This window comes from Domibacillus tundrae, assembly GCF_000970675.1.
GTDB lineage: Bacteria > Bacillota > Bacilli > Bacillales > Domibacillaceae > Domibacillus > Domibacillus tundrae.
Map to the genome: position 1 here is coordinate 205,537 of NZ_LAJA01000007.1, position 17,177 is coordinate 222,713.

Consider the following 17,177-nt stretch of genomic DNA (forward strand, 5'->3'; position numbering starts at 1 on the left):
ACATTTCAATTAGACTGCGTTCAAAAAATAGGATTAGAACTTCATTCGATTGGGTCACCCTTCCGTTTGTTTATTACAGCTAAATTAATGGAAATCTTTTGTTTTGTCAACTGCTTGGTCATCAAAACATTTCATTCTGGTTCCTGCTCTACAATGAACTGAAGACGTGTAAGCTTGTTGTTCCAGAACCGCTCATAGTAGTGAAGCCACTCCTTCAGCTCCATTAACGGTTCAGTATTCAAATGGTACATTTTCTGGCGGCCTTCTTTTCGTCCCTCCACTAATTTTGATTCAGACAACAAATGAAGATGCTTCGTGACAGCGGTACGGCTGATCGGAAAATACGACGCGATTTCTGAAATCGGCCGGTCTTTTTCCGCTAGAAGCCGCAGTATTTCACGGCGTGTCGGATCGGCGATAGCTTGAAATACATCATGTTTTCCCGCCGGTTCGGTCATGTGGATTCAACAGCCTTCCGAAGCTTCTCATTCACAAGACTGCTCCATCCACCATTCATCCGGTCACGAACAGCCGAAACAGGCGCATTAGCTTTTGGCATTGTTTCACCCGCTTCTCCCCATCCGCTATGAATGACTGTAAACTCTGTTTTTTCTTCTATCTCTTTTAGTAAAAATGTAACGATCCAACCTTCTGTATCCCATGAAAAAGACAGCCGGTTTGGCGGATCTATTTCGAGTACTTTACACGGTGAAGGACCGAATGGGGACTGTAAATGAAATTCCTGTCCTGCTTCAGGCCTGAAATTGTTTGGCATAAACCACTCTTCCAGCCCTTCTGCCGTTGCAGTTTTTGCCCACACTTTTTCAATCGGCGCATCCAATATGACTGTTTGCTGAATGTCTTCCACTTTTTGTCCCATCTGCTGCTTCCTCATTTCTATTTAAAATAAAACCTTTTGATTACATATAAAATTATATAACACCTTTTGGTTTTATTTCAACTGAAAGAAAAAACGCCGGATGAATCCAGGCGTTTTCCAAGCTTATTTAGTGTGCTTCAGCCGGCTGTGTAAGCTTTTCCAGCCGTTCTTCCACTTCTTCCGGCGTTAAGCCGTGTTCCTCGATATAACGGTTGCGTGGATGTGTCCGGCAATGATCCGAGCAGCTGCGCAAAAAGCGGTGTTCTGACTCTTCTGACGCTAAAATCTTTTTATTGCATTCCGGATTCGCACAGCTGACATACCGCTCGCACGGCTCGCCGGTAAAAAAGTCTTTCCCGACGATCGTTGGGTTGACGCTGTTAACCGGTACACTAAGCCGGTCATCGAATACGAAGCATTGACCATCCCAATTTTCCCCCTGCACTTCTGGATCTTTTCCATAAGAGACAATACCACCGTGCAGCTGCATGACATCTTCAAATCCTTCCTGCTTCAGGAAACCGGAAAATTTTTCACAGCGTATGCCGCCTGTGCAGTACGTTAAAATTTTCTTGCCTTCCAGTTCATCCCGGTGATCCCGGATCCACTGCGGCAGCTCACGGAAATTCTCCACATCCGGCCGGATTGCACCTTTGAAATGGCCGAGATCATGCTCATACGTATTACGCGCATCGAGCACCACGGTATTATCTTCCTTCATTGCCGCCAAAAATTCTTTCGGTTCCGCATAGTCTCCGGTGAGTTCAAGCGGATTCACATCTTCTTCAAGACGAAGCGTCACCAATTCTTCGCGCGGGCGGACCTTTAATTTTTGAAACACGTGCCCCTCTGCTTCATCTATTTTAAACACCATATCTTTAAACCGGGCATCTTCCTTCATCGCCTGCATATAGCGTTCTGTCTGTTCCACTGTTCCCGAAACCGTGCCGTTAATTCCTTCTTTTGCGACTAAAATACGCCCTTTTAACTCAAGCTCCTGGCAAAACAACTTATGCTCCGACGCGAACGTTTCCGGGTCATCCATTGGTACATATTGGTAATAAAGCAATACTCTGTACATCTTTTCCTCCACCTATTCACTTTTTTCTTATGGTATCATATCACGTTTGACGGCGGGATGGGGATAATCTGCTTTATATTCATTCAGCCGAATGTGAGTCCATTTTATGTGCACGTTGTCTGCTTATTTGGTGTTTCTCAATTTTTGATCCTTTTTCAATAAATTTCTCCTGATTTTTCTTTTGAGAGGAATAATCCTTTAAGTAGATGAATAGAATTATTTTCAAGCGGAATCGTTTCATTGAGAAAAATCCTATCGAGAAAGAATAAAAGTGAATCTCTCTAAAAAATAATATTTGACTTTTATGTAATAATAAGTATAATAAAAGTATCAAGAAGCTTCTCGTAGAATATGAGATAAACATGGTAGTATGGCCAAGCGGCAAGGCAAAGGTCTGCAAAACCTTGATCCTCGGTTCAATTCCGAGTACTACCTTCAAATGTAAAAAAGAGCGGGACAACATTCAAATTGTTGTCCCGCTCTTTTTTCATGAGATAATTTTCTGCCAAAAAAGGGTGCCTCAAGCTTGAGACACCCTAGTTTAAAAGCTTTTTGAAGACAGCATCACCTGCTGGCCGCTGAACCGCTTAAACAGAAAACGGTCTTCCTGCTAAAACAGTAAATGCGCCTGATCCAGCTGCGCTAATCGTTTTCCTTTTTCCAGATCATATATGAGCACAGTGGTGTAAGGAGCATTTCCAGCAAACAGATCAAGTGCAAGATAGCGGCCGTCCGGGCTTACCGTCATTCCTTCGATGCCAATTCTTTTTTGTTTATTAATCGATTCAACTCGGTCAATAAAGGTAAACTGCCGGGATTAATCTCCCTCACTATGCGGCGAACAATTCAAGCCATTTGTTTACACAAGCAACAGGCATTTATTCGATAGGCAGCCGGTATGCTTTTACTATAATGCCATCATTCGCCGGCTCAAAATCGTATTGCGGCATGCGCAAAAAGCCCATGTGTTCATAAAGCTGCATGGCTGTTTTCATAAAATCAGCAGTGTGCAGCCCGATGTACGGCAAGCCGCTTTCTTTTGTATGCCGAATACATTCGTTTATGAGCGCTTTCGCTGCTCCTTTATTCCGTGCCTGCGGTGCAACAGCCAGCATTCTAATTTCCGGATAATCCAGCATATCCACCAGTCCTGTGTAAGCATTTGATTTTGCCGGAAACAGCGCTACACTGCCAATGACTTGTTTTTTCTCAACTGCTACGAAAAGCTCTACTCCCTCCTGGTTCTCCGCATCTGAAGAAATAGCGCTTTTAAGCGCTTCCCAATGCCCTTTTGGAATGTGTTTTGCATGTTCTTCGTACGCTTTTATTCTTTGTTCGCGAATCAGTTCTACTTCGGCCTGCAACGCTTGTCGAATGGTGATCATCTTGTCCCCTTCTTTCAGTTTGGTTTCTTTATCCCTGCAAACATAGGATCAACCAGCCTGCAGAACTGCTTTTTCGTTCTACTGGTCTATTTACTTATTTTTCACAAGATACGGTTCTATTTTGTTAGATAAAATAGCTGTATCCCACGGATGCCAATAGTACGTGGTCCCGTCAAACTGTAAACCGTATTTGTAGGCAACCGGCTCATTCGTATACAACACTACCTCGTAATAGAGAGGAGCTCCTTTTGTCGTGTCCGAAATAAAGTTATCCACTTCTTCACTTGTAGTTAACAGCTTTAGAAACGTCTTTACCTCTTCACCGGCCAGCTCTCTGCCCATTTCCCTGCCGTCTTGATAAATCACTACTCTAGTAACCTTTTCAATCGGCACATTCTTAAAGTGCCATTGGTACTCTGTCGTTTTTGTTGAGAAATAAAGATTGTATCCGTTGATCGCTTGCTCATCTTTTATGGCAAGCAAATCAGGATGCCCTTTGACCGCATAAAGTCCAGTTCCTTTTTCGTGGAATGCAGCATCTCCATTTTTTGTTTTATAGGCTGGGTTGGTGATGTGATCTGCTACTTTGAATGTTACGTTTCCGATTTTTTGGCCAATCGCGCTTTTGTCTGCTAAAATCCCAGTATGAATCCCTTGATACTCCACTCCATCCCATTTAACAAAATCAATCCAATCGATGGCTGAGTGGCTGCTTTCGGACACACCAGAGCGGCAGCCTGCCAACAGGACAACCAGCAGTGCCAGCAAGGCATATTTTCTCAACAAATCCCTCCTGCTCAATAAAATGACCTATAAAGTATACTTGATGTATAGTATTCGCTGTCTGTAACAAGATACCTTCAACAATTCACCTGTCCCGCCAGTTGAAGAAGAAACTATCCTCATCAACCGCTTTTAAAAAAGAAAGTTCCATCATGTTTCGGATGTAGAAAAGGAAAAAAATGAAGCATTTGGATTTTTTGTACAAATACTGGGTTTTAAATAATCTTTTCCGGGGCATGATAGGCTTTATACACTTTTAGTCTGGAAAAAGATCTTTTAAAATAAGAAGGAAAGGAGCGGTGGAGGATGGAGGACATAATCAGCTTGATCGTGTCAATGAAAGAATGGCTGACGATGGAAAATGTGGTACAAGCTGTGTCTTATACGTTTTTCTTTGTGACCATTGGCGTTTTTGCCTGGCAGGTGTACCGCTGTATCCGTGTCGTTCGAAAAGCAGTGGCCCTGAAAAAAATCGGTTTTAAAACGATCCTTCAAAGCCTGATCACTCTTTATTTTGTCGTCATTGCCCTGCTGTCTGCTGGAATCAACGGGCTTACAGGCGTTTTTTGGGTATTTTCATTTATCGGCTTTTCTCTCACATGTATCTTTTGGATCGACCGAGCGTCAAAACGGGGAATGAAGCCCGCGAAACTAAAACGGCCTTTTTCGTAAACCAAAGCTTGCAAACAAACCGGGCGCATGGGCCCTTTTTTTGTTCCTTTTTCTGTCTTTCTCTCTAAAATGGCAAACTACCCCTCGTTTTTCCCTATCAAAAAAGCCAATCCTCTTTTACGGCTGAGAATTGGCTGGCGGATCCTGTTCCTGCTCAAGATCAGTCTTCATGTTAAATCATTTTTTTATTATAGACCTATTGTTATCGTGCTTTTACTTTAATAATGGCTTCTCCGTACTGATCCATTGACTGGCGGTATGTTTTAATAGCCGAAGCGATCGCTTGCATGTATTTTCCGAAGCCTCCTTTTTCTTTTAAAACTAATGATGTATTGCTCATATATTTTGTCATTTCATTATATCTCCTTTATCGGTCAACTTTCCTTTATTATCCTATATCAGCATCTTTTTGAAAAAGCCGGAGAAAACGGAAACATTGGTCATGCAAGCGTGTATCATCGTCATTTTTCTTCTGATTGCTTACTTTTTCTTTGTTTTTCTCTTTTTTCATTTTCCAGCTATCATTTTTTCCCCCACACAAAAAAGTGCCGATATTATTCCGGCACTTTGTTCATTTTTCTGTACACAATAATGTAATTAACAATCATAATAATGAGCACATAAATCCCGTACAGCCCAAAAGAAAACCACTTGTTTTCGGAGAAACTCGCCCCCGCAAACGACAAAAGAAGAATATTCGGCAATTTCCCAATTGCTGATGCGAGAAAAAAGACGAGCCCATTTACTTTGCTTAATCCGCAGACGATATTGACAACAGGAGAAGGCACGATCGGCACTAAGCGAACAAGCAGAATCGTCAGAAACGCATTTTTGTTCAGCTTTTCCTCGTATTCTTTCACCTGAGGATACTGTTCAATTTTCGTTTGCGCCCACTCTTTAAAGCCGTACCGGGCAATATAAAAAAACAAAAGAGTCCCGATCATGGCGCCGCTAAGCGTTATAATGACGCCTTGCGGGGTGCCGAAAATCCCGCCAATCAACCCGGCCAGCACAGGAAACGGAACAATCGGGACAAACACACAAATCGCCACCAGCAGCATGCTGATGAGGATGGAATAAGCCCCACCTTCGTTCACCATTGCTAACAACTGTTCTTTTTGGGTGATGCCTAGCACGAGAATGCTGGCAATCACGGCCACACTGATTATTCTTTTTATCATAAAACACCTCTTCTTTACCAACGTTCCTGTTCTCAGTTTACCATAAGCACGTGCGGGAAAGTCCTCTCTTTATCTGCCACATCAAATAGCAGGATGTTAACTTATGTGGAATGGATGTCTTGAAAAGCCTCATCAAGTGTTTTGAAGGTGATCTATATCCTTCACGCTCTAACCGGTCTGCTCCCATGAGATATGCTGTGTTTGCCTTGATATGATTTTCACTTCATACCCAAGCGCCTTAAATTTCGTTTCAAAATAGTTGCCAATGAACCCGGTTCCTCCTGCTAAAATAACTTTTTTCATATGAAAAGCTCCAATCTTTTTAAAGTCGGCTTCTTTTTTCATTCAAGAAAAACAAGGATTCATGGGAAACAGCAAAAAAATAATCTTCTGAAGAAAATGGAAGGATTTCCAGCATCATGAAAATCGTTCGTTTAATCTACATTTTTTCTTCCATTTTTCTCTTCATTCACGATATCCATATAGTACCATACGCTCGTCATCCTTTCTATTTTTTTATGTGCCGGCTGCTGCCTTCTTTTGATTTTTGCTCACCGGCGAAAAATGACAATATTTTTTCTTTTTTTCAAAACGCATTGCTTTTTTGCGTTATTTCGACAAAAATGGCTTTAGGTGTTTCTTTACGCTGGTGGGAATCGTTTTTTATAGCTCCACAGCTGCATAATTATTCATCCCTCGTTTACTACCAACAGCAAAAAACTCTTTTCTTCTATTACAACTCATGTCAAGATTACTTTTCTGAAAAAGTAATGGTCAACGATTTTTTCTTTATTTATTATTTTCCAAATATTAGATTTGCAAAAACCTAATATATTTGCTCCGTGCTTTTATAATAAAACAATTTATTAAATACCTTTTTATGTAAATTGATTTCCCCTCCCTCATAGTACCTGCTATAAAGTTTACAAATTATTTTTCATTACACTGTTAATTTTTTCAGTAAAAAAAGCACCATTCGTTTTCATAAATGAATGGTGCTTTTCTTTTTCGAAGATTAAGGCACGCAAAAAAACCCTGTCCGCAAAACGAGAGGCGGACAGAGCTTTCCTTGGATTAGTATACTCTTTTTTCTTTTTGATTTTTAAAGAAAACGAATAGTTTGCGAATGACTACGATTAAGATCACCACGGCGACAACGTTAACGAGCAAGCCCAGTAATGAACCGAGCATGCCCATGTTCGCGAACAAGCTGCCAAACAGCAAACCGGCAAGCCCGCCCAGCATTAACCCTTTCATTAAACCGCTTGATAGAAATCCGCCCTTTTTCTTTGCGGTCGTCGCAGCGGAGTCAGATTTTTTGTTTTGGACACTCGAATTGTTGATTGTATTGTTGCTGTTGCTGTTTATGCTTTTCTTGCCTCTTGCTTCTACAGTCGTGGCCTGATCTTGAGAAACAAAGTTTCCAACAGGCGAAAAAACTACCACTGCCGCAAGCATAGCTGCCAATATTTTTTTCATTTCATCGTTCCTCCCTGAATGTACGTACTCAGCTTTTATGACTGTGCTGTTATTATCTTGTCTTACTTTTTCACAACTTTACTATTATACCATTCTCCTGCTGCTTTGCGCAGTCCGGGCAGTTTTTTCTGGATGGCTTGAACATCAATTCGTTGCATGGATCAGCTTTTTAAATGCAGGCCATAATATCCTCGGCCGTTTGAATGGGCTGAAAATCAGCATAATCGCCTTTCCGAAATTCAGAAGAGACATACACTTCTGTCTGTGGGTCCACTTCATCCCGGAGTGCCGCGTTGATTTCATCAAACATATTCTTTTCTGTAAATGGAACGTGAAACGTGGAGTCAAAAATCAATCAAATGCCGAACCCTTTTTATCAGCATACATGGAAAAAGATCAATGCCAGGACGGTGATTCCGATTGTAGCAGGGATGGCGCGTCAGCAGAAGATTGAATAGAAGGTTTAATAGCGGGATTGTGCTGCAGACAAAAAAATCCCGCCGGAACCGGTCCGGCGGTACCTTTACTTTTTCTCCTGCTGTCTGCGGACAGTGATGGTTTCCCCGCCAATTCCCCAGTTGTCCGTTTCCACTTCATCAATTACGACAACCGTTGTATTCGGATTTTTGCCGAGCACGTCGACTAATAGCTGCGTGGCTCCTTGAATGAGCTGGGCTTTTTGCTCCGGCGTGACGCCTTCATTGGTAATTTTAATATTTACATAGGGCATGATCGGTTCCTTCTTTCTTTTTCATTTTCCCCTTACATTGGCCGCATGACGTATGACTGATCAATTCGAACAAGCGGTGTTCTCACAGGCGGATCGTTTCTAGCTGCTGCAGCCGCCGCCACCGCAACTGCTGCAGCTGCTTGATGATGAGTCTCCTGAGGAATCTGAACCCCCTGAGGAATCTGAATCGTGATGAGAGTCATTTCGGTCGTGGTCATACCGGCGGCCATCGGATCCATTACAAGAGGAGGCGGGGCTGGCCGCTGAATCCTTTTCCTTTTCAGGCTCATGGACTGCTCCCATAGACGTATATAGAAGTAAATAGACCGCTTGATCATCGCCAGACGAGCTGCTCTTTGGCTTACGAATGTCTGCTGCTGCTCCTTTGCGTTCAACCCTTTCTTTTGCTGCGGTTACATGATGGGCTATTTTTTTAGAAGCAGCGCGAATCAAACGGTCATGCTGAGAGAAATTATGCTTGAAAAGTGCGTCCTGAATATAACGTTCCAGCTCCTGTCCTTTCAGCCCTTCACATTGGAGCATGAACTGCTTATCCAGCAGGCAATATCCAAACGGTCCCTGAATCAGCTCTGAAGCTGAATGAGGATCGAATAAAATGCTGTACACTAACTCATAAACAGCACGTTCATGGCTGGCAGAAGCCTTGGTTTTAAAGGCTTTATCTGTCGGTGTATGATGAATCATGGCGCCGTTAAACTGCTCGCAAAAATCGGCATAATCTTTCGTAAAAAGAATCATGTCGTGCCAAATCGCATCGGCTTTTTCGTTGTACATCGGCACATTTTTCATAATGGCAGACAAACAGAAAAACCGCTTTAGTTCAAGCTCGTACCAATCATATTCTTCGTTAGAAATGACACCTTTTCCAGACAAACGATCCTTCACCGCCGCTGCTGGTGCATCATTCCACGCATCATTGAGCCTGTTTACAAGCGGATACCCTTCCTCAAGACGCATCCCCAACGTCTGACTCAACTCAGCCGGCAGACCAGGAAGACTCTCCTTTTCTTTCGCTCGATTTCTTTTGTTAAAATAATTCGTCATAAAGAACATTCAAACACCTCCTCGCTGTATTTTCTGCCATTGCAGCCATTGACAGACTACCGATTCCTCCTTATTTCACTGGACCATATCAGACGGTTTCCCGAGAAAAATTTTCATCAGCAGAGTGGTCCCATCCGCTAACATATTCATTTTGCTTTGCTTGAATGTCCGCCGTTTTCTGTAAAATAGAGGCGACATTCTTTTCAATCATCTGCAGTTCCTGGCGGGATGATGTAAACTTTTGAAACTCTCCTTTAACTATACGCCTTTTCCGAAGCAGCATCTGTAATTTTTTCGCAAACTGGTACCCTTGCGAGGCGTTAAATGAATTCGTTTCCATGTCATGATAAATGCTGCTAATTTGTTTATCCAGGCTGCTAATCTCACTGCTAATTGCCTTTTCAAACTGCGCTGTTTTTTTCAGCAGAGCCTTCATTTCTCCAATCATCTGCTCAAATTCACCTAACGGAACAAGCTGTTTTTGCTCAGCTTCCTTTTTTTCCACACGCAAAATCTTTACTACTTTTCTCATTGGCTCATCAAGCACTACATTCAGCCCGTCTTGCACGAACGATTGCCCTGTTACTTGCTGATCGCGGTAAATGCCCGCATACCGGCCCGTTTGAATCACATGCCGAACTTTGCTGGTTAACTTTTCCCTGGTCATTCCTTTTGTTTCAGCTTTTTTATGAAGTGCTTTGCTCACTTGAATGGAAGCTGTTTGTATCTTGATTTTATTTACGATTCTCATAAATTTATTCCTTTTCTTTGCTCCCAGCCAGCTGCTGTTTCGCATCTCTTTCTTTTCATTTTACCAAAAAAGGAAATGCGTTCCTATTGCTTTTCTATTCTTTTTTCTTTAAAGTAGTCTCTTCTTAGTTTCATTTTCATAAATCGAACCAATTAAGCATATCGACTGCTGCTATATTTAGTTGTCATATCAAAATCTAAAACGAAATAAATAAAGAGGCAGCACACCATTTGGGAATGCGCTGCCTCTTTCTGCTTATTTTTTCGAAAGATCCACGTGCTTTTCAATCTCTTTCAGCATCTCCACGGTTGCCTGAACATCCAGTATCCCGTCTTGATTGAGCTGCATATAATCGCTTTTCACCATAACTGTCATGGTCTGTCCATTTTTGGATCGGGCCGGCTTTTGAAAAGATAGGGCTTCAATAGATGGTTGTTTCAGCAGATGCGCTGACGCTTTCAGACGAGAATCACGCTGTTGAAGCTTGTCGCGTTCTACTATTTTAATGCAGAGGCGCTTCTCTTCCAATTGAAAATAGCACACGTTTTCTGGTTTTTTTGACCACTAAAACCCTTGAAATCCACCCCTTGCATTTGCGACGTATCCCCAACCTCCATTCTTCAGCTCCTTTTGAAGCAGCCGGTAAAACCCCTGCCAGGATAAAGAAGTCCAGGCATCAATCGGGAGCCAGCGGTACGATTGATAACCGGCTTCAATCTGTTCAAGCCGCTTTAAGTAATCAAGGAAAATATGATTTCGCAAGCCCATGCTTTTTCCTTCATTCATAATGTCAATCATGTCTTCACGCAAAAACGGCTGATAACCTGCTATTTTACAAAAGCGGTAATGGCTCTGACTTCCTGATTTATAATAAATCGGCAGTTGAAGGTGGTTAGGATAATCTTTCTCGACCACTTTGCGATACCGAATCAGCTGGTCCGAATGATCTTTTGTGTACGTTTTGTCTTCAATAAGAATAACCGTATTGCCGTTTAATAAGATTAAAATATCCAAGCCTTTAAATTGCTGAATAATTTCAATAGATTCAATATTATGAAATAACCTATACCAAAAAAGGAAATTCTGCAGATGCGCTTAATCCATATATCGGTCCACAAGCTCATAGCACCGCTCTTGTGTAATACTGGCTTGTGTGCTTACATATTGAACAGACTCCCACGAACCGCCGGCGAATCCTGATGCCGTTTCTTCAGCCGTTTCATCACGATACGTAATCCATTCACGCTGCGCCTGACGCAATTGATCCATTTCAGATGCCGGAAGCTGTTCTTTTAACACCCCGTAAATCTCATTAAGTGCATCGTCCCAGCGCTTGTACCGTTCTGTTTCCGCCTCTCTCATTTCAACAGTTGTTCCATTTTCATATATGTAGGCCAAATCCGCCTGGCTCCGTTCGATCCGGTCCAGCTTTTGATAATATTCTGTTTTCTGATTCACTTTTGCGGCAGCCGCTTCCTCCGCTTTCTGGATGGCAGCTTCTTCCGCCTGCTGAACAGCCGCGGCTTTTTCCGCCTCTGCTTCCTGTTCTAAGCCTGCCTGAATCTCTTTCTCCACTCCATCTAATTCATCAGAAAAGCTTACAGCCGCCGTTTTCATTGCGTCATCGTCATTCACTTCATCCAGCAGTGATTTCGCTTCACTGTACTTTTTTTCACTCGTTAACGATTGAATGCTTTTCACTTTTTCAACTACAGCCTGCTCCTGTTCTTTCCCGTCTGCCGCTGATTGCTTATACTGTGCAAGCGGTTCTTTCAAGCTGCTGTGCAAATCCTTATTTTTCAAAAGAACATCTGCCTGCTTCTCCGCCTCTTCCCACTCTGCATTTTCAAGAGCGCTCCCTATCTCGCCAAACTTTTTCAGCTGTTCATACATAATAGAAGCATCCGCATCTCCTGGCTCTTCTTCAAGCGCCAATTCAAATGATGCCCGCGCTTTATCAAATTCACCCGAAGCGAGTGCTAATTTCCCCTGACTCATGGATTCTTCATATAGTTTGTTTCCGCATCCCGCCAGCATTAAAGCGGCTAGCAGCGCTGCTGCTTTTCTCTTCATTTCCATCCTCCATTACTGTTCACAAGAACTCTTTTTTTCAAAAATTTCTATATTTATATTACCATTGACTTAATGAAAAAGGATGACATTTTCATTAAAAAGCTTCCGGATAATTTTCGTGTTCCATCCAAAAACCGCAGCCGACAAATTTCCAGTCACTTTGGTCATTGTGTATCACATAGCGGTTCCAGTAGCGAAGCTGAGTCACCCGCGTGCCCAATTGCTTCGGCTTGCCGAACAAATTGGTAAAGCAATGTGCCGTTTTTCCATCCAAATATTCATCCAGCATCGAAAGAGTTTTCCATAAGTTTTGAACCGCATAAATATCCTGCGGCAAAAATGTTCTTGTTTTATCCAATCCGATTTCCTCCATGTACTTTAAAATTTGTTTGCAGTACAAATCTTCCCGGTATTCTTCTTGAAGCCAATGAAACACTTCAAACCATTGCAGCTGCTGAAAATGATCTTTCACACTGTCCATATTTTTAGGATCGTAATATTGTGTGATATAAAAAAGATGGACAGCAAAGCCGCTTAATTTATGGAGTGTTAAATGATCCCGATAACGCTCTAACTGCAAGTAGCCTTCACCGCTTCCAAGCTTGTTCTCAATAAATACAACATGGCTTGCACTTCCATGGTTAAATGTGATAACTAAGTCCGGACGGCTGTCACTCAGGTGGTATTCAAGCTTGTGATACGTTCACTGCGTATGTACTTTTATATGAGATAAGCGAGAAATCTTTAATCCTGCAAACCGTTCCAAAAAGCGGGCAAGTATCTCATCCTGTTCAAAAATAGGAGCAACAATTTCCGTTAAATAATCTTCAAGCGCGGCTCTCTCCGTTTGTTTTAATAAACGATAGATTCGGTTAAATGCAGAAGACATGATAGACATCTCTCTTTTCTTAATAGAATCAATTTTATTTTCTTTATTAATAAAAAGTTATAAGTCTTTTGATCTGCTGTTATATTACCACTTTCTCCTATTTAATTTTATGAAAACAAGTCGGGTAGAGCGATTATTTTTTGAACGTTCTTTACTGGTGACATCTAAAGTGAAAGCGGCCGAATATAATGAAGGGCGCATGATATAAACCCTTGACTGGGCGTAATGGATTATTTAAAGCGATGAAGGCATAAAGACTCGGTATTTTTATCCTGATCATCAAATTGTTATAGGTTGTTATTTATTTTAATGCTGAAAGGAAGAGCTTATTGAAAAAATTTTTACTTGGCTTTCTCATTTTTTATCTTTTCTATGCGGCAGGCATCAGTGTTTATTTACTGAATCTTGAGCCAGGCTATGTTCCGGCAGAATATGCCGGAACGAGTGCAGATCCAAAACAGTTTATGACGGAAAAGGAAATAGAGGAAGCCCACCATTTAGATTTAATCCATTATTTTAGGTTCTTTTTGCAAACTCCGCTTGATGTGATATTAGTGCTGTTTTTCATGATGATCTCGGTTAAATTGCGCAACCGGGCCACTGGGCGCTTCCGCAAATCGTTTTGGCAGGTCAGCTATTATTATTTCTTTTTCAGTACGGCCCTCACGCTATTGTATTTGCCGCTTGAATTCTTTTTTTATAAGCTGTCGCGCGACTATGGCCTTTCAAATCAATCGTCCGCTTCGTGGCTTGGCGATATGGGCATCGGCTTTGGCTTAGACCTTGTTATGGGCATTCTGCTTATCTGGCTGCTTTTTTTCGCGATAAAAAAATTCCCAAAAAAATGGTGGCTTGCCGCTTGGGCGGCGTCACTGCCATTGACCATCCTTCTGATGTTCATTGCGCCAGTATTTATTGCTCCATTGTTCAATGACTATAAACCGCTTGAAAATGAAAAAGCCAAAGCCGAAATTCAACAATTGGCCGATGAAGCCGGCATTTCAGATGCGAAAATTTTGGAAATGAATATGTCGAAGCAAACAAACACTATTAATGCATTTGTCAATGGCTTCGGAAGCAATATGCAGATTGTGCTCGGTGATACGGCGATTAACGAGCTGACCGTCGATGAAATCAAATTTGTTATGGCGCACGAGATTGCCCATTACAAAATGGACCATATTTACAAAGGACTGGTATTGCAAGTTATCGTTGGTTTCTTTACCGCATTCGCGACCTTCTGTTTGTTTAATTGGATGCGCAAAAAGTGGGGGCATCGATGGGGAATTAAGGATCAGCATGATATCGCGGTCCTGCCGCTTCTTATGATCTCGTTCAGCATCATTTCCTTCCTGGCTTCACCAATCGGCCAATTTCAAAGCCGCCTTTATGAAGTGGAGGCAGACCGCTATGCAATTGAGGTGACAGCAGATAGAGAAGCAGCCATTACCGCTTTCCAAAAACTAACGAAAAATGTAAAATCAACCGGCTATGAACCGGCAATTATTCATTTCATTATGGGATCACATCCACGCATGACGGAACGGATTGATTTTCTCGACAAATACGACGTAAGCAATTCTGACAAAACCGATTGAAAATGTAATACTGCATAAATCTCCCCAGGGAGCAACCGACCTGCTGTGGCCCGCATTGCGGATAGGCACAACAGGTTTTAGTTATTCATGTGCCTTTCATGCTTCAGCCAGTTTAGTAGACTACTCCATAATGCATAGATGCACAGCCATGGCATGTATGCTCGTCAAACCGATGTTCAGACGGTGTTGGTTTTCCGCAGAATTGACAGATTTTAAACTGATTTAAGCGTGTCTCTTTTGCTTCAACCAGCGCATCGAGCAGCCATTGGGATTGGCTGTCACAGTCTTCTTTTTCCCACTCTGTCCGCTTTTTTTCTCTTGTTGTTTGGACAGCTTTTACTGGTTTACTGGGTCCATCCCAGTAATAAGTGCCGAATCCAACGACCAGTTTGCTTTGATGAAGCATGACATATAATTCTTCTTCCTCATCAAATCCCTGGAATTTATACATTTGTACGATGGATACCGAAAGTGAAGAAGCGGGTTCAGCCTCCCTCATCCCTTCCTCGCGCAGCCGCTTCTGGATTTGAGAAAGAGGTCCACACATCTGATCTAAACAGCTTTCATCTTGCTTTTCATCCAAGCAGCCATAAAAATCATCACGACTTAATCGAATCATTCCTTCAGGTACATCATTCTCCTGGATCATTTCTTCTCTCTCCTTTCCTTTCCTTTATTAAAGCGCCTGCACGCAGTTCCGGCCGTTTCGTTTAGCGGCATACAGTGCCTGGTCTGCTTCTCTCATCAGCGTTTGAATCGGGGAATCTGTGCCATCGGCTTCGACCTGTGTATGGGAGAGGCCGAAACTCGACGTAACATTCAAAGGCTCTCCCCCTGCAATGGTGATCATGTCAGCAATGGCCGTACGGATCTCCTCCGCCCGCTCATGTGCTTCAAATAAAGAAGCATGCGGGAGAAAAATAATAAATTCCTCCCCGCCATAACGGGCAAGCAAATCATTGGGCCGCATTTTCTTCTGGACGGTACAGGCTATATTCTCGAGGACAAGGTCCCCTGCTTCATGGCCAAACGTGTCATTCACCCGTTTAAAATGATCGATATCAAACATAATCATCGATACGCTGCCGCCTTTTTCTTTTACTTGCCGGCAGGCTGCTTCCGCGCGTTCTAAAAAGAACGTACGGTTAAGCACACCAGTTAAGCCGTCCATGCTCGCGAGTTTATGCAGTTTTTCCTCCATCTGCACCCGCTCGGTTACATTAATAAATGTAATGATTTTGCCGATCGATTCACTTTTTTTGCTCTGCAGGACAGCGAAACGAATATGAAAATGAAGTGTGCCTCCACTTTGGATCAGCTGATAGTCGCATTCCTGTCCGTTGCAGATAATATTTCCCAACTGCTCATTGTGACCGATCACTTCTTTTAGCGGCTTACCAATTGTATGAACTGTTAAGAAAGGCAGCACCATTTTCATTGCTCGGTTGTAATCGACGACCGCGTCGTTTTTGTTCAATACGATGACCCCTTCTTCCAAACTTTCAAATACCGTTTCCCGGGCAATCGGGACAACATCAAACATTTGAAACCAAAGCAGCGCCACGCCTTGGAATAAAAACGATACACATATGGACACGGGTCCTAAGTCAACGCCGCCGCTCCAGCCGTTAAGATAAAAAAGGCTCGCACCGACCGGGATTAACAGGCCAATGACCATCAAGCAAATTTGCATCTGGAAACGAAAAGAAACCTTTTTTAGCTGCAAAAGCAGGATAAACACGCTGGCCAACATGCAAAAATAAAGAAAAAAAGAATGAACCCAAAACCACGGTCCGCCTTCAAGCTTCACAACCGGGTGTAAAGTATCACTGCGCATACCGACGGCTGTGTAATATAAATGATGGTAGGGGTTTGTATAATGCACGATAACGGTTGTAACCGGGAGAACAAACAGGACGCCGTACATCCACTTTTTCAGTTTCCGGCCGGCATAATCGATGCACATCATCAAAACAGCGACCGGCAGAAATGGAATGGCCAAATATTCAACAGCCACCCAGAACATAATACTCTCAAGTGATACAGACGTTAGTTCAAACGCATAAGCCACGGCGAAAAAAGCGGCCAGGAAAGCAGCCGCGCAAAAATATTTCCCGCCGGGCGCGTTTCTAATTTTTATAAAGGCGTAGACTCCTAAAAAAGAACTTACTGAGGCACCTGTAATCAAGGCAAGTATGTACGTCAGTATATGATGTGGCATTTCCGTCTCCTCACTTAGAAAAAAAAGTATATTAGTATCTATTAATATATCATCTTATACTTGTTTTTATAGATTATCTTTTTCTGTTCTCTTTCCAGGTACCCCGGAGCTATCCGAAAATGACCAGCAAAAGATTGTAACTGAAATCGCCAGCGTCCGTCTTGCAATCGAAGAATTTAAAAATACAAAAGTCCCCTTTTTCTTAAGAAAAGCACAAAAAATGACGGTGGAAAAATTGAATAAAATAGATGAGGCTCTTCTGGACGTACAGCAAAAAGCAGAAAGAAAAGCAGCCACACAGGATGATATTCAGTGGGTCAAAGAAGAACTTTCCAATGATATTCAGATAAATGTGTTTAGCAATTGACGAATGATAGAAGTAAAAAAGC

Annotated in this window: 23 protein-coding genes, 1 tRNA gene and 1 pseudogene; 4 read left to right on the forward strand and 21 right to left on the reverse strand. The window is 42.4% G+C overall.

Translation table 11 applies throughout. From position 1 onward, the window contains the following. Positions 1–131: 131 nt before the first annotated feature. The 3 genes from VQ00_RS09025 to trhO all read right to left on the reverse strand — a co-directional run bounded on the left by VQ00_RS09025 (position 132) and on the right by trhO (position 1,961). Positions 132–458 carry an ArsR/SmtB family transcription factor gene (locus VQ00_RS09025; protein WP_046179814.1) on the reverse strand — a complete coding sequence of 109 codons (327 nt, stop codon included), beginning with the start codon at positions 456–458 and terminating at the stop codon, positions 132–134. Next, complete coding sequence (locus VQ00_RS09030; RefSeq protein ID WP_046179815.1) at positions 455–880, reverse strand: SRPBCC family protein; 426 nt, start codon at positions 878–880, stop codon at positions 455–457. The genes VQ00_RS09025 and VQ00_RS09030 overlap by 4 nt, the downstream gene beginning before the upstream one ends. A gap of 127 nt (positions 881–1,007) precedes the next feature. Beyond that, on the reverse strand, positions 1,008–1,961 hold the full coding sequence (gene trhO, locus VQ00_RS09035; protein ID WP_046179816.1) for an oxygen-dependent tRNA uridine(34) hydroxylase TrhO: 954 nt from the start codon (positions 1,959–1,961) through the stop codon (positions 1,008–1,010). Between the two features lie 364 nt (positions 1,962–2,325). Between trhO and VQ00_RS09045 the strand changes: the two genes are divergently transcribed. Further along, positions 2,326–2,396 (forward strand) — tRNA-Cys (locus tag VQ00_RS09045). A gap of 175 nt (positions 2,397–2,571) precedes the next feature. Here VQ00_RS09045 and VQ00_RS18585 read toward each other — a convergent pair. From VQ00_RS18585 to VQ00_RS09055, 3 genes are all read right to left on the reverse strand, one after another. Next, positions 2,572–2,709, reverse strand: a complete 138-nt coding sequence (locus tag VQ00_RS18585; protein ID WP_156154028.1) for a hypothetical protein — start codon at positions 2,707–2,709, stop codon at positions 2,572–2,574. Positions 2,710–2,839: 130 nt separating this feature from the next. Then, positions 2,840–3,346 carry a GNAT family N-acetyltransferase gene (locus VQ00_RS09050; RefSeq protein WP_046179818.1) on the reverse strand — a complete coding sequence of 169 codons (507 nt, stop codon included), beginning with the start codon at positions 3,344–3,346 and terminating at the stop codon, positions 2,840–2,842. Between the two features lie 90 nt (positions 3,347–3,436). Continuing rightward, positions 3,437–4,129: a hypothetical protein gene (locus VQ00_RS09055; protein ID WP_052728433.1), complete on the reverse strand. Its 693-nt coding sequence runs from the start codon at positions 4,127–4,129 to the stop codon at positions 3,437–3,439. A gap of 306 nt (positions 4,130–4,435) precedes the next feature. On the opposite strand from VQ00_RS09055, the gene VQ00_RS09060 reads away from it, so the two are divergent. Continuing rightward, the gene (locus tag VQ00_RS09060; protein ID WP_046179819.1) at positions 4,436–4,801 is read left to right on the forward strand and encodes a hypothetical protein; all 366 of its coding nucleotides are present in this window, start codon (positions 4,436–4,438) and stop codon (positions 4,799–4,801) included. Between the two features lie 202 nt (positions 4,802–5,003). Here the strand turns inward: VQ00_RS09060 and VQ00_RS18590 are convergent, their stop codons facing one another. The 13 genes and pseudogenes from VQ00_RS18590 to VQ00_RS09115 all read right to left on the reverse strand — a co-directional run bounded on the left by VQ00_RS18590 (position 5,004) and on the right by VQ00_RS09115 (position 12,969). Beyond that, a complete protein-coding gene (locus tag VQ00_RS18590; protein ID WP_156154029.1) occupies positions 5,004–5,153 on the reverse strand; it encodes a hypothetical protein in 150 nt (49 codons plus the stop codon). 202 nt (positions 5,154–5,355) lie between these two features. Next, entirely contained in the window at positions 5,356–5,982 is a 627-nt protein-coding gene (locus VQ00_RS09065) for a TVP38/TMEM64 family protein (RefSeq protein WP_046179820.1), read from the reverse strand. Between the two features lie 180 nt (positions 5,983–6,162). Continuing rightward, a pseudogene (locus VQ00_RS18595) lies at positions 6,163–6,285 on the reverse strand (NAD-dependent epimerase/dehydratase family protein); the annotation flags it as partial. A 771-nt stretch (positions 6,286–7,056) separates the two neighbouring features. After that, positions 7,057–7,461 carry a hypothetical protein gene (locus tag VQ00_RS09075; RefSeq protein WP_046179822.1) on the reverse strand — a complete coding sequence of 135 codons (405 nt, stop codon included), beginning with the start codon at positions 7,459–7,461 and terminating at the stop codon, positions 7,057–7,059. Between the two features lie 169 nt (positions 7,462–7,630). Next, on the reverse strand, positions 7,631–7,816 hold the full coding sequence (locus tag VQ00_RS09080) for a hypothetical protein (protein WP_046179823.1): 186 nt from the start codon (positions 7,814–7,816) through the stop codon (positions 7,631–7,633). 168 nt (positions 7,817–7,984) lie between these two features. Next, positions 7,985–8,191 carry a tautomerase family protein gene (locus VQ00_RS09085; RefSeq protein WP_046179824.1) on the reverse strand — a complete coding sequence of 69 codons (207 nt, stop codon included), beginning with the start codon at positions 8,189–8,191 and terminating at the stop codon, positions 7,985–7,987. A gap of 99 nt (positions 8,192–8,290) precedes the next feature. Next, the gene (locus VQ00_RS09090) at positions 8,291–9,265 is read right to left on the reverse strand and encodes a glycine-rich domain-containing protein (protein ID WP_046179825.1); all 975 of its coding nucleotides are present in this window, start codon (positions 9,263–9,265) and stop codon (positions 8,291–8,293) included. A gap of 79 nt (positions 9,266–9,344) precedes the next feature. Next, the gene (locus tag VQ00_RS09095) at positions 9,345–10,007 is read right to left on the reverse strand and encodes a hypothetical protein (protein ID WP_046179826.1); all 663 of its coding nucleotides are present in this window, start codon (positions 10,005–10,007) and stop codon (positions 9,345–9,347) included. Positions 10,008–10,262: 255 nt separating this feature from the next. Next, the gene (locus tag VQ00_RS17710) at positions 10,263–10,535 is read right to left on the reverse strand and encodes a hypothetical protein (RefSeq protein WP_052728435.1); all 273 of its coding nucleotides are present in this window, start codon (positions 10,533–10,535) and stop codon (positions 10,263–10,265) included. A gap of 36 nt (positions 10,536–10,571) precedes the next feature. Beyond that, entirely contained in the window at positions 10,572–11,096 is a 525-nt protein-coding gene (locus VQ00_RS17715) for a PD-(D/E)XK nuclease family protein (protein ID WP_082091516.1), read from the reverse strand. Positions 11,097–11,102: 6 nt separating this feature from the next. Continuing rightward, complete coding sequence (locus VQ00_RS17720; RefSeq protein ID WP_052728439.1) at positions 11,103–12,080, reverse strand: lysozyme inhibitor LprI family protein; 978 nt, start codon at positions 12,078–12,080, stop codon at positions 11,103–11,105. 94 nt (positions 12,081–12,174) lie between these two features. Beyond that, entirely contained in the window at positions 12,175–12,759 is a 585-nt protein-coding gene (locus tag VQ00_RS09110) for a PD-(D/E)XK nuclease family protein (protein ID WP_082091518.1), read from the reverse strand. Positions 12,760–12,783: 24 nt separating this feature from the next. Then, positions 12,784–12,969 carry a hypothetical protein gene (locus VQ00_RS09115; protein WP_046179828.1) on the reverse strand — a complete coding sequence of 62 codons (186 nt, stop codon included), beginning with the start codon at positions 12,967–12,969 and terminating at the stop codon, positions 12,784–12,786. 329 nt (positions 12,970–13,298) lie between these two features. On the opposite strand from VQ00_RS09115, the gene VQ00_RS09120 reads away from it, so the two are divergent. Continuing rightward, on the forward strand, positions 13,299–14,567 hold the full coding sequence (locus VQ00_RS09120; RefSeq protein ID WP_046179829.1) for a M48 family metallopeptidase: 1,269 nt from the start codon (positions 13,299–13,301) through the stop codon (positions 14,565–14,567). Positions 14,568–14,679: 112 nt separating this feature from the next. Here VQ00_RS09120 and VQ00_RS09125 read toward each other — a convergent pair whose 3' ends face one another. Then, positions 14,680–15,216 carry a hypothetical protein gene (locus VQ00_RS09125; RefSeq protein WP_046179830.1) on the reverse strand — a complete coding sequence of 179 codons (537 nt, stop codon included), beginning with the start codon at positions 15,214–15,216 and terminating at the stop codon, positions 14,680–14,682. A gap of 27 nt (positions 15,217–15,243) precedes the next feature. Continuing rightward, positions 15,244–16,788 carry a histidine kinase N-terminal 7TM domain-containing diguanylate cyclase gene (locus tag VQ00_RS09130; RefSeq protein WP_046179831.1) on the reverse strand — a complete coding sequence of 515 codons (1,545 nt, stop codon included), beginning with the start codon at positions 16,786–16,788 and terminating at the stop codon, positions 15,244–15,246. 235 nt (positions 16,789–17,023) lie between these two features. Between VQ00_RS09130 and VQ00_RS19370 the strand changes: the two genes are divergently transcribed. Further along, positions 17,024–17,155 (forward strand): hypothetical protein, encoded by a 132-nt coding sequence (locus tag VQ00_RS19370; RefSeq protein ID WP_281175919.1) that lies wholly within the window; start codon positions 17,024–17,026, stop codon positions 17,153–17,155. Positions 17,156–17,177 lie beyond the last annotated feature (22 nt).

Bases quoted from the DNA above. Each gene is read 5' to 3' on its own strand.
- VQ00_RS09025 (WP_046179814.1), bottom strand. From the start codon at position 458: ATGACCGAACCGGCGGGAAAACATGATGTATTTCAAGCTATCGCCGAT.
- VQ00_RS09030 (WP_046179815.1), bottom strand. From the start codon at position 880: ATGGGACAAAAAGTGGAAGACATTCAGCAAACAGTCATATTGGATGCG.
- trhO (WP_046179816.1), bottom strand. From the start codon at position 1,961: ATGTACAGAGTATTGCTTTATTACCAATATGTACCAATGGATGACCCG.
- VQ00_RS18585 (WP_156154028.1), bottom strand. From the start codon at position 2,709: ATGACGGTAAGCCCGGACGGCCGCTATCTTGCACTTGATCTGTTTGCT.
- VQ00_RS09050 (WP_046179818.1), bottom strand. From the start codon at position 3,346: ATGATCACCATTCGACAAGCGTTGCAGGCCGAAGTAGAACTGATTCGC.
- VQ00_RS09060 (WP_046179819.1), top strand. From the start codon at position 4,436: ATGGAGGACATAATCAGCTTGATCGTGTCAATGAAAGAATGGCTGACG.
- VQ00_RS18590 (WP_156154029.1), bottom strand. From the start codon at position 5,153: ATGACAAAATATATGAGCAATACATCATTAGTTTTAAAAGAAAAAGGA.
- VQ00_RS09065 (WP_046179820.1), bottom strand. From the start codon at position 5,982: ATGATAAAAAGAATAATCAGTGTGGCCGTGATTGCCAGCATTCTCGTG.
- VQ00_RS09075 (WP_046179822.1), bottom strand. From the start codon at position 7,461: ATGAAAAAAATATTGGCAGCTATGCTTGCGGCAGTGGTAGTTTTTTCG.
- VQ00_RS09085 (WP_046179824.1), bottom strand. From the start codon at position 8,191: ATGCCCTATGTAAATATTAAAATTACCAATGAAGGCGTCACGCCGGAG.
- VQ00_RS09090 (WP_046179825.1), bottom strand. From the start codon at position 9,265: ATGTTCTTTATGACGAATTATTTTAACAAAAGAAATCGAGCGAAAGAA.
- VQ00_RS09095 (WP_046179826.1), bottom strand. From the start codon at position 10,007: ATGAGAATCGTAAATAAAATCAAGATACAAACAGCTTCCATTCAAGTG.
- VQ00_RS17720 (WP_052728439.1), bottom strand. From the start codon at position 12,080: ATGAAGAGAAAAGCAGCAGCGCTGCTAGCCGCTTTAATGCTGGCGGGA.
- VQ00_RS09115 (WP_046179828.1), bottom strand. From the start codon at position 12,969: ATGTCTTCTGCATTTAACCGAATCTATCGTTTATTAAAACAAACGGAG.
- VQ00_RS09125 (WP_046179830.1), bottom strand. From the start codon at position 15,216: ATGATCCAGGAGAATGATGTACCTGAAGGAATGATTCGATTAAGTCGT.
- VQ00_RS09130 (WP_046179831.1), bottom strand. From the start codon at position 16,788: ATGCCACATCATATACTGACGTACATACTTGCCTTGATTACAGGTGCC.